Here is a 13968-nt window from a genome sequence, read left to right on the forward strand (position 1 = left end):
AGTGCCCGACCTCATACCAGAGAAGGCCGCCTCCAGAGCCGGGCTCGTCATCGTCACTCATCTCAGGCCTCCTTATTATGATCTCCAACGTCAGTTTGTGCGCTCAAGGTCGAGTCCACGCCCCCACTTTTCGTCGAGCTATTGGCGGGCCGGTAATACCCTTTCGCGGAGCGGAAAGCGCAGGGATTGACGACGATCCTACATCATTCGCGACATTTTGTCCTGCCGAGTCGGACAGCCGACTTCTCGCATAGTGATCGATCGTGCGCAGCGTTCCTCGCGTGCCGGTCCATGCGGCCGCCTTGCTGAACTCGTCCATATCGACGCGGTTGGCCGGCGAGAAGCCGAGCATCCTTCGGCACATGATGTGGGATGAGCGAGATCAAATCCGAAGGCTTTGATCGCGACCACGATATGCAGCAAAACAAAAATCGCAAGGAGCACGACCTCCCGATCAGATTGGTGACGAACCAGCCCTTTTCGAGAACTAAATGCACGGCGACACCGAAGCTTATGCGGATGAGCCATGAGACCGACGAGAACACGAAATATCCGGCGAAGAGACCGAGAAGCATCAGGACCGGCCGGAAGAGCACATTGAACAGCAGTTCATAGACCTGAATGGCGCGGCCGTGCAGGCCCTCGCGTCGAAGGTCATATGCGCGACCATCATGAGTGGAACCGCGATCACCGCCTCGAGCACGAGTATCAGATAGCCGGTCACGCCGGCGATCCACATGACCCAGGGAATGAGCGGGAGCACATAGGCGATCATGATGCCGGGAATGAGGAGCGCCAGAAGACCGAAGAACAAGGCGTCAACAGCGCCTTGAACACGTCCGAGACCGTGGCCAGTCCTGCCGCGGCCGCGGCCCGGCAAAATTTCCGGTCAGGAGCGAGAAGGCGGCTGCTCCCGTCTGAACCGTCCCGGACGAGGCCGCGATCGCCAGGCCGAAGGCGGTCAGCGAGGCAGTCATGAGGTATTGGCCGAGGGTGATGAGCGAGCCGAAAGGATCGGACCATTGGTTCGATGTCGGGCCGATGCTGTTGGCGATAAAATTCAACAGCGGCTCGTTGAGATTGATCGAACGAAACACCCGTTCGACCCAGGAGCCGCCTTCACGAGCCGCGGCGTTGCCGAAAGTGTCGGCGTTGCCGGTCGGAGGGTTGGCGCCATCGGCGGTGTTCACATAGGTGCGAAGCTGCGCGAGGAAATTGTCGCTAGCCTGGATGAGCGGGGCGAGATCGGTCTTGAGCGCATTGCTCCAGCCGCTGTAGCTCGGGCCGTTGACGATGGGCAGGTCGTTGAGCAGGGACAGCGTGCGGCCGTTCAACTGAGCGAAGGTCAGATAATAGGACCCGGCCGACGCCCACCCGAGCGTCGATAGGTCTGTCGTCGTATTGTTGATGAGGCCGAGCTTTCCCGCGCGCGCATCCTGGGGCTTGATGGCGTTCTGCAGCTGCTTCTGAATGTCGCTGGCGGCGGCGGTGAGCTGCTGCGTGTAATCGCGGGTCGCCTTCTGATAGGCGGCCAGCAATGGGGTGAGCGCCGAGGTCTGCTTCGTCTGCCAATAGTTCTTTGCGACGCTCTCGGCGACGGGACGAATGTCCGATGTGATGACCTTCTGGAGAATTTCCTTCTGCTTGGCGGTCATGTCGGTGTTGACGCCAGCGATCGGCTGCTGCGCGCCGGTGGGCTGGTTGACTGTGATCGTGCCGCAGCTCGGCGAACCCGTCTGATTGCCGGGGGACAGTGAATAGGCCCATGTGGTCGCGCCGGAGACGAGCGTCGGGGTCGGCGCCGGCGCGATTTGCGGATTGGCGGTCGCTTCATTGACGAAGGCCCGGCAGAGCTCATTCTCCAGGACGCCGAGGACGATGTTCTTCGTGCCGGGGATGATCGGAGTGGCGATGACCATCGCATCCGGCCCGATGGCCTTGATCGCGACTTTGAAGAGCGATCCCGCCATGCCGATGCCCCACATGGAGGTTTGGACCACGGCGGCCTGGCCGATCGAGAAGCCGGACGTGATCGGAAACATCATGATGGCCGCGAAGCCGATCCGCACCACGAACATCGAGGTCATCGCATTGGTGAGGAGATTGCTGGTCTCGGCGGTGCGATAGATATTCCAGATGGTCAAATAGCACACGTAGAACATGCCGAGAGCCATGGAGAAGCCGGTGAAGCGCCCGAGCAGCTCACCGATCACGGTGGCGGCGGAGCCCGTGCATGTCGCGGATTGCGCGCCGCCGTTGCAGCTGCTGCCGTTGATCGGGAAAACCGCCTTGATCACTTCGGCCGCCCAGTCCTGACCGGGATCGAGGGCGGTCCAGCTGACGTCGTAGTTCGGCGCCGCCGGGGTGGCGGATTGAGCGATCGCCGGCGCGGCGCAAGCGATGGCGATGAGGGCGATCGAGAGGGTGGGAAAGATTCGGCGTGACATGATGTCCTCGCGTGTCGATCGGGCAAAGCGATTTCGGGAAGCAAAAAGGCGTCAGGGTCCCGGGCTCGGAGAGGGCCGCGCTTCGGGATCGCGGTGGAAGACGGCTTTGATTTTTTCGAGCACTTTTTCGACGATCTCACGGGCCTTTTCGCCGAGATGCTCCAGCATGCTGCCGTCGCCCTCTTTCTTTGGCAGAACGGAAGCAGCCTCACCGACGGCGGTATCGAGCTTTTTGAAATGCTCGTTCCAGTTCGAGGAGTTTGGATGGGAGCCTAGAGCCGAAACAATTCGTTCACGATCACTCCCATAGCGAACGAGCGCATCAGCGGCTCGATCGTAAGCAGCGCCGAACGCGCTATTATCGTTGAGGGCGACATCGAGCTGCTTGCGCAATCCTTCGAACGGGCCGCCAGCCTTCATCCCCTCGATCACAGCATTCATGCCGCCCCTATTGTTGGCGGCGGCGTCCTGAATGCGATTGAGGATCGCGGCTCCCGGCGCGTCTCGAAGAGCGCCCATCGCGTCGAGGGCCGCACGCCCGGACGCATCGGCGGCATAGAGCATCGAGTCGTTGCGTTTGGATTGCATGCGCGTGTTCTCGAAGTTCTGCAGGCGCCGTTGGACGTCTTCGGTGTTTGCCTGCTTCTCACGCGCCGACGGTTCGCGCGGCTGTTGGGGGCCTTGCTGCAACGCTGCTTGGGCAGACGGCGTGGCGGCCTCGAGAATTCGGCCGATGGCGCTGGCGGAACGTCCGACCACTCCGAGCGCCTTTCCGAACACGCCGCCGACGACGAGCTTTTCCTGAACGATTTGCACTTCATGTTTCGTGGTGGGATCGGTCTCCTCCGGCCTCTCCGGCGGCTCAGGAGCCTTCGGTGACGTCGCCGGAGAGGCCGGCCGTGCGGCCGAGGCGGCGAGATTGCGGTCGTCATTGGCCGGCGTCGAAGCCGCCGCCGCGCCTCCAGCAGCCGAAGCAGGCGTTTGGAGAGAGGCAGCCTGGGGAGATTTCGGCTGCGGGTTCGCTACGTCCCGGACCGGCTCGGACGTGGTCGAAGGGCGCGCCGCCGATGGAGACGAAGCGTCGAAGGCCGCGATCTCGATTTTGGCTTTGTCCGCAGGAGTCGACTGCATGTCTGCGGCTTGTTCGGCCGGCTCGGCGGCCGATGCTTCGTTCGCCTCCGACGGCGCCGCGGTAGAGGCAACGGGCGCAGTGTGGCGAAGATCGTCGGCGGCCGCGGGAGAGGTTCGCGAACTCTCGGCCTCGGATGGCCCCTCGGGATCCGGCGAAGGACGGCTGGACGTCACGGACCACGAGGGAGCGGCGGGATCGTCGAAGGCCGCGATCTCCGCCTGCCTCGCGGCAATGATCCCCGTGTCCGCTGCGGCTTCGGAAGCAGACGACGGCGGTTCGACGTCCCCGAGAGAGGCCTTCGCCGTAGCGGACTCGGAGCCGATCGGACTGCTGGCGGACGGCGCTACGGCGGGCTCTCGGCGCTTGGCCTCCAGCACCTCGAAGGACAGGGCGAATATTTCGCCCTGGACGGCCTTCGTCGCCTGATTCGATTTGGCGGCGATTTCCGCCGCCTTCTCGCGAAGGCGCGCGACGAGATCAGGGTCGTCGAGCGTCTCGGTTTTTTGAAGAAGACTGCGCATCTGCTCGTTCTTGAGCCCGGGGCTCGACGCGGCGAGTTGCGTGAGCTCATCGCGCAGATTCCTGTCGACGCGGAGCGGTTCGACGAGCTTTTCCGCATCCTGAAGCGCGTAGGCGAGATCCGTCTTGAAGTTGGGATCACGGAGCCGCTCGTGCGGATTATCCAGAAACGTGTCGGCGACGCGGTCGATCCGGCCGGCGAGCTGCGGATCGCGCGCTTCGATCTGGGGCCGATGTTCCTCGAGCCGAGCGAGCAGATCGACCGTCGACAGATAGTCGCGAGCGCGCGTCAACTCTTCGCTGATGGCTTTGCGTTCGCGTGGGTTCATGGCGCCGTTCAGCTCGGCGCGGAGCTCCTCGACATGTTGCGCGTTGGGCGCGTCGACGCGCCGGTCTTCAGAAGCAGAGGTCGGATCGGGCTTGTGGGAGGAATTCTCGGGTTCGGTCGGCATGGAATTCTAGCCTCGTGGAGCAGAGAAATGGAGAAGGAATTCGTGTGATGGAGAGCATGGGTCGATCAGTTGGAGAGGTTCGGAGTCGGCAGCTCGACGGCGGGCTTGAGGGTCTGAAGGTCGCGTTCGGCGACGGCGGCCAGCGTCGTTGCGTTGACGCTCGCGTTCTTCATCGCCATCCGGTAGTTTTCCAGGAGCAGGTAATTGGTGACGGCGAGCTCGTTGGCGATTTCGCGTTCGACCGCGGCGGGCGTCATGCTCTGCAACTGCGCCGCCCAATTGACGTCGCTGTAGCGGCGATGCACGTCGAGCTGGAGGGCTTGCACCCAGGAGCCGGTGTCGACGGCGGTCAGGCCTTCGTTCTGCATCTGCTGCTTCTGCGCGGCGTTGAGCGGAATCGACGGCGACTGCGCGGCGAGGACCTCATTGAGCACGCTGCGCGCCAGCGAAATGCGCGACTCGTATTGACGGCGACGGACCGACGCTTCCTTCGCGACGAGCGACGTCATTTGCCCGCCGCGCTGCGCCGTCGGCACGATGGGCTGGATCAGATGGGTGACGAAATCATTGGCGGAATTGACGCCGTCCTGGCCATCATAGGTGCCTGTGCCGAACAGCGACGAGGCGCGCTGGTCGGCGTTTTCCCGTTGCGAAGCGCTGCAGAGGCCCGCGGCGGCTTCGTCCGCAGAACAGTATCGCGAATAGTGCAGCATATTGATCGCTTCGACGGCCTGCGAGGCTCCATAATAGGAGGGCGTTCCCTTCGCCGCTTCCCCGCGTTGGTCGGCGACGGTCTGGATAGCCGCGGCGACTTTCCACGATTGCCCCGCGCCGACCGTGATCGTCTGGCCATTGTCGAGATGAGCGCAATGCAATGGGCTGACGACATGCTCGTCACGGATCAGGGCGTTTCGCTTGTCGCGTTCGAATCGCGCCATCGCGATATTCGACGCGTCGGCGATCTGTCGTTGGGCGGAGACCTGCGCTTTCGCGTAATTGGCGTTTTGGGTAAATCCCTGACGGAGCAGGGTGGTGACGTCACCATAGGTGCTGGAGCCGAGGAGGCTCGCGAGCGGACCACTCAGGCCGAGCTGGCTCGTGATCGTGTTCAAGAAACTATTGGCTTGGTCCTGAAGCTTTTGCAGCGCCTGCTGAACGGCGATCGACGTCGCGTCGACGACAGCCAATTGCGCATTTGCGGGGGCGGCGCCGAAGACGATGGCGCCGATGACGACGCCCGTCGTCGCGGAAAGAAGATGAGATGTCTTGTTCATAGGATTTGTTCCTCACCAGAGGCCGATCGAGTTGGGAAGCGCGTACCCGGTCGGCGCACGCCCGGAGCCATTGACGTAGAGACTGCCGCTGCCGCCGGCCCCGCCGATGCCGATGTAGCCCATGGGCGGCCCTCCGCCGCCGAAGCTCAGCTTGGGGCAGGAGAGCCCGCCTCCGAGACTTCCGCCGAAGTTGAAGGCGCCGAGATTGAAGCCGCTCAGCGTGATGCCGCATTGCGCGCTGCCGAGCGCCTTTTTCCACGCGTTGGTGACTGCGTTGCAGAGCTGGCCTTCGATGGCGTTGAATAGATTCGTAGGGTCGAGGAGATTGACCACGACGTTGAGGCCGACGCCCTTCAGAATGTTGTCGAGACAGGTGAGCGACTTGACGGTTTGGGGCGGTGCAATGTCCTTGTCGTCGGCCGCGATCCGCGCCGATGCGGCGCTGGCGGCCTGTTGATAGAGCGTGCCGCACGCGCCGGCAGAACCGGACGGCCGCGCGGTTTGCGCCAGAGCGGTGGTGGAAAGGGCAATCGAAACGGTTGCCGAGATGATCGTTCGTCTCATCGGTAGAATTCCCTTTGATTGTATTTGTCTCGATGGCGCTCCATCGCGCAGAGGGCGAGAGAGCGAATGCGAAGTTGGGCGGTGATGCGACGAAGCAGCGCGTTTCTGCTCGCGAATCGCGTCGCTCTACGGATCGCGTCGGAAGCGTCTCCCGCCTCGGGCGCGAAGAGGGCGGCGAGTATCGCTTGCCGGTTCGGCTTGTCGGGTTCCGTCAACCAATCGAGCATGCGCACGAGGCGTTCACTCCCGAGCTGCGCGAGCACGGACTGGAACAAGGTTCGAGCCGGATCTGTTCGAATGCATCGCGCGAAGCGTGGCGGGTCGAACGCCGCGACGTCGTCCAGGGCGACGCCGAGCGCGACGACCGCCGACTCGACGCTCGGATCCAACTCGGCTCGACGAGCCGCCTCGGGCAGCTCGCTAAGCAGATCGAGCTGGCTCGGATCGAGCCAGCTACCAGTTTGCGTGGTGACGAGATCTGGCATTCGGTCTCCTTTTCCGCTTGACGGCAGGATCGAAGCGTTGTGCGCGAATGACGAGCCGATTTATCGATGGGTGATGGAAACCACGCGCTCACGAACGATCGCGCGGAGACCGAGAGAACGGATCGCGTCGCCGAGCACGCTCGGCCATGCTCGTCCGCCGCGCCAATCGACGAGGGCGTTTCGATCGGCCTCGTGGGCGAACCTGACCGTGACCGTGGATGGGACGATTTGGCGTATTGCGAAGGAGAGGGGGATTTGCTTTCCGAAGCCACGGGCTGGGGCTGGGGTCGGCTTCGGCTCCCTGCGGAGCTTCGCCCTTTTCTCGGTCGGTCTGGGGGTGTCGCCGGCCGGCGGCGCCGGTGAGGCCTCGCCTTTTTCGGACGGCAGCATTGCGAAATCGGCGTCGGCCGGCGTCGACATGGTCACAATAAGCAGGATTGGGAGGATAATCGGGGCTCGCATAGGGTACGACTCCTTTGTGAGCCGCGAAGCATGTTATCGGTGTGTGCGAATGACGACGGAAATCGAAATGTAGAATTCAATCGAATCGAATTGGGGTGTTGCCAGGGAAAAACGGCCATCGGCCGAATATGATCAGTCGTGGCGCGCTAGTCTGGACAGCTGGGGAAGGCGAGTATGGCAAAAAGCAAAGGAGTCGCAGGCGGGAATGACGATTCTCTCGGAGATGATCCGTTCCTTGTCGAAATCGGTCGGCGGGTCAAACAGATAAGGACGGACGCTGGGATGACCCAGAAAGACCTCGGAGAGGCGGCAGGCAGTCTCAGTTCTTCCTACATTTATCTCGTCGAACGTGGGCGTCAGAACATGACGTTGACGGTTTTTAGGCGGGTGGCCGAGGCACTCGGTGTGCCGATCGAAGACTTGCTCTCGGACACCGATCGCGACGGTCAGCTGTCGGATAGGTCATTGACGAGGTTTGTGTATCAACTTGAAAAATTGGGGCAGATCCTGAATCTCCGTCGCGAACAGGACGACGCGATATTCAAGGAGTTGGAGAACATGTCCGCGGTGAAAGAGAGGATTACCGAACATCTGAAGGCGCAAAAAAAGGGAGGCGGACCCTCCCGCTGAACGGCGGCGGAAGAGAAATATCATTATCGGGAGTTGACACTCTCGAGAATATGCATAGTCTGCCCCGGATACCGCCGGAGCAGACGCCATGCTCGATTGCGACCGTTCATTCGAAACACACCTTTTCAAAGCCACGCCCAATGAGGCGGGATTGCTTTTGGCGCTGTTGGGCCGAGAATTGGCTGGCGCCGAGGGCCTCATCGAAGGCATGTTGAGCGCAGGACTCGGCGTCGACGCCATCGCAGCCTATTTGGGCTCTGCGCGGACGACCATCCTCGACGAAATCTCCAGCCGCGGGATTCCCATCGGCCTGGATCAACTCGAAAAGCCATTCCGACCACGAAAAAATGCGTGGTCGCTGATGGATCACACGCTGTTCATCGTCGGATGGACTTGTGGCGTCCATGTCCCGGCGCTGGCCGAATTGCTCGGACGATCCGCGGGTTCGCTCTATGGAAAGCGCCGCCGGATCGGCTTGCCGACGCGACGCGCGGCGCCTGCTACGGGAAACCTGAAGCGAACACGACGCCAACAATCCCCCGAAGCATTCGCGACGCCGGCGCCCCGAGAGACATCGGAAATCTTGCAGACGCCGCCGGACGTTTCATCGACGCCTATGGATTGCCTGGTGATGGAAGCGGCGGCGACGCAGGAAATGCCGGCGCCGCAAGAGGAACCGGCGAATCCGTCGCTCACGACGCCTCCGACCGATCGCCCCTCTGAGCCGAAAGAAAAGAGCCGGTTCGTCGCCGCCAAAAAGAAAAAGCAGGCAACGGACCGGAAAGTAACGCCTTCGATCTTGTCGCCGGAGGCGCAACCGGAGTGGTCTGCGGCGATCGACGACTTTATCGCGAACCGACTACCGGCCGGTTTGGACGTGGAGGGCCATCCCGCCCTGAAGAATGTCATCACCACGGCTATCGCGATACTGGGCGGAATGAGCAAGGCCGCGATAATAGAAGCGACGGGGTTCAGCCGTACTTGCATAGGCAGCTACGTCGATCGGACGCATCTCAGCTCGAAGACCGCAATCAACTCCACCTTCGATCGGCAGCGATATGAGGAGGCCTTGAAGGTGTGGATCCCGATTGCGTGCAGCGTGACGGGGTGCCTGATATTCCGTGCGCCCGGAGATCATCGCCCCTCCCGCGCTCATATGAGCAATGAGAGAAGACGAAATGCGGGGATCGGCAAGCGTGCGGCCGACGCGGCGGCCGCCGAGCAAAAGCGGAACGACGATGCGTTGGCGGCCGGCATCGAGATTCGCAGGGGCGTGAGCCTGCGCGCCGTAAAATGCCTGCTGAAACCGTTCGACATGAACATATAGGCGATTTTGCCCCTAGCCGACCGATAGATCGCCGCGCTCTCGCGCGCAGGCTTTTGCGCGAATGGCAAGCGCTTCGCGTGAGCCGTTGTGCGCGGGTGCGCGCGTCAGGCGATTCGCAGAACGAACGAATATCGTTCAATCGCGACGATCACGCGGCGTCGCATCGCGACGCGTCGTCGTGACACTGTGTTTCGCGAAAGAGGGCGTGCGTCGTGCATCGATAATTTGTCGCTTCATATTCGCACACACCCTCTCGATGATCGTCGACGTCGAATCTTTTCGAGAGGGATGGCCTCATGCAAAACGAACACGCCGCAATCAATCGCCGATTGTCCGATCCGGATTTTCAGGCGTCTCTTCTATCCAAAGCCATCGGCCTCGCTATCGGATCGTCGCTGCTGGCGACGGTCTTCGTCGTCCACGACGCCTATCTGTGGACGCATCCGCCGACCCCGAAATATTTTGTGATCGACGGACGGAAGACGCGCGAGGTCACGGCGCTCGACACGCCGATCGTCGACGACGCGCAGCTGCTCGATTGGTCGACGCGCGCCGCGCTCGCGCCCTACAACATCAACTACAATGATTATCCGCAGCAACTTTCCGCTGCGAGCCGAAAATTCTCCAAGCGCGGCTGGAACAGTTTCGCCACCAGCGTGATGGACACCAAGAATTTCGACACGATGAAACGGTCGATGCTGCTCTGCTACGCGCAGGCGCAGCGCGCCGCCGTCATCAGCGAAGTCGCCACGATCGCGGGAGCGCTCGCTTACCGCATCCAGGTTCCAATCGTTCAGACCTGCCAGAACAGTCAGCAGAACATCACGCAGAATCTCGTGATCAAAGCGCTCGTCACGAGAACGAACGACGAGGATCGACCGGACGGGTTGGAGATCGACGAGCTCGTGGCGGTTCGCCAATAGCAACGAGGACGAAAAGATGCTGAACAAACGCATATTATTCGGCGCGGCAGTCGTGCTGTTGGCGCCTGTTTCGCCAGGTCTCGCGCAGCAATCGGCGAGCATTCCTGGAGCTGCGGACGGCGGCGGCGCGCAGGCGTCGGGATCGGCCGATCGAGCCGCGAACTTCATTCCTCTGACGCCCGGAATGATCCGGGATCTGGGCAAGCGCTTCGGAGACAACAAGCGCGCGCAGGAGCAGGCGACGACGGAGTTCGCGGCGCCGGCGAGCCGGCGCGTCAATGTCTCGTTCACGCCGGGGCAGGCGGTCAACATCATTCAGACCGTCAAGGGCTATCCGACCGCGCTCTCCTTCTTCGACCGCACCGGCGAGCCGTGGCCGATCCAATGGGACACGAACAGCAATCCGGCGGCCGTCACGGAAGGGGGCAACTGTAACACCGGGCCGAACGCCAGCGGCCCGGCGGTCGCCGCCACGGGGTTTTATGTCTGCACGCCCGCGAAGGGATCGAATGTCCTGGAGATCACGCCGATGTCGCTGCAGCCGCGCGGCGGCCTCGTGGTGACGCTGCAGGGCGCTCCGAAGCCGATCAGCTTCTTGCTGATCGGCGGGGGCGCCCGCTACGACGCCGATATCTCGATCCAGGTGGCGGAACGAGGGCCAAATGCGAAGGCGGGGACCGTTCGCGCGAACGCGCCGGATACGGCGGCCCCGTTCCTCACCGCTATGCTCGACGGCGTTCCGCCGGCCGAGGCGACGCCAATGTCGGTCAGAGGCGTCTCTCCAGACGAGCTGCGCGCCTGGCGGCTCGGCGATCGCGTCTATCTGCGCACGCGTCTCACCTTGATCTCCCCGGAATGGACGGCGTCCGAGGCCGCCGAAGGGGGCCTCACTGTCTACCAGCTTCCCGCTACGCCGGTCGTGCTGCTCTCCCATCAGGGACGCACCGTCTCGGCCTCTTTGACGGAGGATTGAGTGTCCAATCTCTTTTCGAAAATCCCGCTGCTGTCGCAGCTCCGTGAGTTCAATCGAGGCGGCCGGGGCGGCCCGGCTCGGATTGTCACCATCGCGGTGGTCGGCGTGTCGATGACCGCGCTGCTCGTCGGCGTTTCGTCGATCACGCATCCGACGCCGCCGGAATCGTCGGTCGCCAAAATGCCGGAGGTCGACCCGCTGCCGGGCGGAATGCACAGCAATCCGGCGCAGGATGCGCTGCTGAAGCGACATGCGCAGAGCCAAGCGGACAAAGCGCTCGCGTCTGGGGCGTCCTATACGCCGCCCCTGCCTGCCGCGGCGCCCCTGCGGCTCGTCGATCGGCGCGAGCCCGAGGAGGTCGCCGAGTCCGAGCCTCCACCCGAGCCGGCAGTGGTCCCGATGCCAGAGCCGGCGCCGATCTACGTCCCGCCCGAAAGACCTCGAGAGGAAGCGCGCGTCGAACAAATCGCCGCCAGCGAGCCCCCGAGCACGAACGCGAGCGCTGGAGCGAACGACGAGCAATTCCGGCAGGCGGTGGGCGATCTGTTCAAGCAGTGGGAAGGACGGCCGCCGCGCACGGATCTGGTGCTGGCGCCGGCCACGGAAGTCCGAGACGATCTCGCGCCGGGGCAGGGCAACCGCATCGAACAACGCGCCGCGAGCACGCGCTCGGCGCCGCCGGCGCAACAACAGCAACGCGCGGCGGAAAACGTCTTGGTCCCGGCAGGGCGCGGCGTCTACGCCCATACGGTGCTCTCGGTCAATTCCGACACGGGGGGACCGATCGTCCTGCAGGCGGACACGGGACCGCTGGCGGGCGACCGAATGATCGGGACCTTCTCCAAGAACCAGGCGGTCGGCGCGTTGTTCGGCGACACCGAGCGACTCATTGTGCGGATCAATTCGGTCGAGCACCACGGGCAGACGATAAACGTGCAAGGCCTGGTGATCGCGCCGGACAGCATGGAGACCGCCGTCGCGACCAGCGTCGATCAGCACTACATCGAGCGCTTCGCTTTGCCGACGGCGGCCGCTTTCGTCGCCGGTCTCGGCCAGGCGATCGCGCTGTCGAACTCGACGATCGGCTACACGCCGTTCGGCGGCATGATCCAGAGCTACGGCAAGCTGGATTTCCGACAGCAGGCGGGCATCGCCGGCGGCGCGGCGGCTGCACAAATCGGCCAGACGCTGCACCAGCAAACGCCGAAGGGCGCGACCGTCTTCCTCGCCGCCAATGCGGGCGTCGGCGTCATTTTCTTGTCCAATGTCGCCGCGGCGCCGGAGATGGCGAGCGTCGATCCCGCGAGTCTCAACACGAAGTAGGAGAACACCAATGAGCGATGTCGCCGCCAATCTACATTTCGTCGAAAGCGACGAAGCCCGAGGGCTCGCGCTGGGCCTACCGGAGTCCGACGCCGAGACGGCGCCAACCAAGCCCTCGTCCCAGGAGGACAAGGGTTCTGACAAGCAAACGCTGGCCGCGTCGATCGCGACCGGCTTCGCGCGCATCCGCACGGAATTCCTCGGTCGCCAAGGGAAGCCCGACGACACGGAGGCAAAGGAGACATTGTCCGACACGGACGCCGATCCGAACGCTCCGCATGTCGCCGAGTCTGATCCGGCTCTGCGCGCCGACGAAAAGAAGGCGCGGACGAATTTCTTCGATCCGTTCGAACGCTACAAGCTCGCGACTTCGGTTTCTCTCGCGGCTCTCGGCGTCGCGGCCATCGCCGCAGTCGCTCTTTTGCCGAATGGCGGAGCCTTCGAGGGCGGGGTGACGGAGAAAGGCGTCGACGCCGGGCTCATGGCTCCGGCGTCGAAACTCGCTGCTGTGCCGCTGAACGAGCGCGTCGAGCGCACCTTGGAAATGCCGGCGACGTCGCCTCCTCAGAAGATCGCGGAGGAGGTCCAAGCGTTCTGGAGCCCCGAGAAAGAAAAAGACCAGGAGAACCGCAAGACGCCGAGCGGGACGTTCGCGGTCGCCGCCCCCGCTGCCGCGGCGCCAGTTGTCGTAGGAGAAGTCGGCGTACGACCGCCGACCGCTGGCCCGAAAGCCGCGCCTGTCGTCGCCGCAAAGTCGATGGCCGCGCCGCCGCCGGCGCTGCCCGCTTCGGTCGCCGCCCCGGTCGCTACCGCGACGCCCTTTACGGTGAGCGAAGCTCCCGCGAAGGCGAGGGAGGAGGGAGTCAAGCGCGTCGCGTCATTGCCGCCGGACGCGCCCGTCAAGGCGGAAGAGAAGCAGCTGGAGATGGAAACGAGACTGTTCGGCATGATCACCGAGCTCTCGACATTGGTGCGCCACACCAGAGAGGAGATCGCCACTCTGCAGGACAGCGACAAGAGATCGGCGCGCGCGATCGAGGCGAAGCTGAACGATTTCGAACGGCGCTTGAACCTCGGCGAGGCCCAACGCTCGCTCGACGCGGCGAAAGCCACTCCGACATCCCCACCGGAACAAGCGAGCCCACCCGTCCCGCCCCCGGCCGCGCGGCCGGCCGCGATGAAGGGCGTCGTCCCGGCGTCCTCGTCCACGAAGAGCGAGCCCGACGCCGCCACGCCGCCCGCCCGATATCGCGTGCAGGCCGCGTCGCCGGGCCTCGCCATGCTGGCCGAGCTCGATCGCAGTGGAGACGAGATCGCCCCGCTGCAAATCGGGATCGGAGCGCATGTGCCGGGCTATGGGCGCGTCACCAAGATCAGCCAGCGCGGAACCGAATGGGTCGTGCAGACGGAGAAGGGGCCGATCCGCTGAGCGGGTCGGCTTTCCGGCATTCGGTAGG

The 13968-nt window shown here is 63.5% G+C and carries 14 protein-coding genes; 8 read left to right on the plus strand and 6 right to left on the minus strand.

Translation table 11 applies throughout. The annotated features are described in order from the left end of the window. Positions 1-574: 574 nt before the first annotated feature. The 3 genes from K369_RS24475 to K369_RS26110 are packed head-to-tail and all read right to left on the minus strand — an operon-like array spanning position 575 to position 3956. Positions 575-814 carry a hypothetical protein gene (locus tag K369_RS24475; RefSeq protein WP_051949043.1) on the minus strand — a complete coding sequence of 80 codons (240 nt, stop codon included), beginning with the start codon at positions 812-814 and terminating at the stop codon, positions 575-577. Positions 815-818: 4 nt separating this feature from the next. After that, positions 819-2447 carry a DotA/TraY family protein gene (locus K369_RS04700; protein WP_051949044.1) on the minus strand — a complete coding sequence of 543 codons (1629 nt, stop codon included), beginning with the start codon at positions 2445-2447 and terminating at the stop codon, positions 819-821. A gap of 51 nt (positions 2448-2498) precedes the next feature. Then, the gene (locus K369_RS26110; RefSeq protein WP_198033030.1) at positions 2499-3956 is read right to left on the minus strand and encodes a hypothetical protein; all 1458 of its coding nucleotides are present in this window, start codon (positions 3954-3956) and stop codon (positions 2499-2501) included. 126 nt (positions 3957-4082) lie between these two features. Between K369_RS26110 and K369_RS26115 the strand changes: the two genes are divergently transcribed. Next, positions 4083-4598 (plus strand): hypothetical protein, encoded by a 516-nt coding sequence (locus K369_RS26115; RefSeq protein WP_156967714.1) that lies wholly within the window; start codon positions 4083-4085, stop codon positions 4596-4598. A gap of 17 nt (positions 4599-4615) precedes the next feature. Here the strand turns inward: K369_RS26115 and K369_RS04710 are convergent, their stop codons facing one another. Then, positions 4616-5824, minus strand: a complete 1209-nt coding sequence (locus K369_RS04710) for a hypothetical protein (protein WP_051949048.1) — start codon at positions 5822-5824, stop codon at positions 4616-4618. Between the two features lie 12 nt (positions 5825-5836). Further along, on the minus strand, positions 5837-6388 hold the full coding sequence (locus K369_RS04715) for a hypothetical protein (protein WP_051949049.1): 552 nt from the start codon (positions 6386-6388) through the stop codon (positions 5837-5839). Between the two features lie 14 nt (positions 6389-6402). On the opposite strand from K369_RS04715, the gene K369_RS26120 reads away from it, so the two are divergent. Next, positions 6403-6894, plus strand: a complete 492-nt coding sequence (locus K369_RS26120) for a hypothetical protein (RefSeq protein ID WP_156967715.1) — start codon at positions 6403-6405, stop codon at positions 6892-6894. Positions 6895-6933: 39 nt separating this feature from the next. Here the strand turns inward: K369_RS26120 and K369_RS26990 are convergent, their stop codons facing one another. Next, on the minus strand, positions 6934-7335 hold the full coding sequence (locus K369_RS26990) for a hypothetical protein (RefSeq protein WP_036288535.1): 402 nt from the start codon (positions 7333-7335) through the stop codon (positions 6934-6936). 174 nt (positions 7336-7509) lie between these two features. Here K369_RS26990 and K369_RS04730 point away from each other — a divergent pair, with 174 nt between their 5' ends. From K369_RS04730 to K369_RS04755, 6 genes are all read left to right on the plus strand, one after another. Beyond that, complete coding sequence (locus tag K369_RS04730; protein ID WP_036288539.1) at positions 7510-7965, plus strand: helix-turn-helix domain-containing protein; 456 nt, start codon at positions 7510-7512, stop codon at positions 7963-7965. An 88-nt stretch (positions 7966-8053) separates the two neighbouring features. Then, entirely contained in the window at positions 8054-9292 is a 1239-nt protein-coding gene (locus K369_RS04735; RefSeq protein ID WP_036288542.1) for a hypothetical protein, read from the plus strand. 296 nt (positions 9293-9588) lie between these two features. Then, entirely contained in the window at positions 9589-10215 is a 627-nt protein-coding gene (locus K369_RS04740) for a DotI/IcmL/TraM family protein (protein WP_036288545.1), read from the plus strand. A gap of 16 nt (positions 10216-10231) precedes the next feature. After that, positions 10232-11188: a DotH/IcmK family type IV secretion protein gene (locus K369_RS04745; RefSeq protein WP_084570485.1), complete on the plus strand. Its 957-nt coding sequence runs from the start codon at positions 10232-10234 to the stop codon at positions 11186-11188. Continuing rightward, positions 11189-12511, plus strand: coding sequence for a DotG/IcmE/VirB10 family protein (locus tag K369_RS04750; protein ID WP_036288550.1), 1323 nt, complete (start codon positions 11189-11191; stop codon positions 12509-12511). 10 nt (positions 12512-12521) lie between these two features. After that, on the plus strand, positions 12522-13940 hold the full coding sequence (locus K369_RS04755; protein WP_036288553.1) for a hypothetical protein: 1419 nt from the start codon (positions 12522-12524) through the stop codon (positions 13938-13940). Positions 13941-13968: the final 28 nt, after the last annotated feature.

Source organism: Methylosinus sp. PW1 (assembly GCF_000745215.1).
Taxonomy (GTDB): Bacteria; Pseudomonadota; Alphaproteobacteria; order Rhizobiales; family Beijerinckiaceae; genus Methylosinus.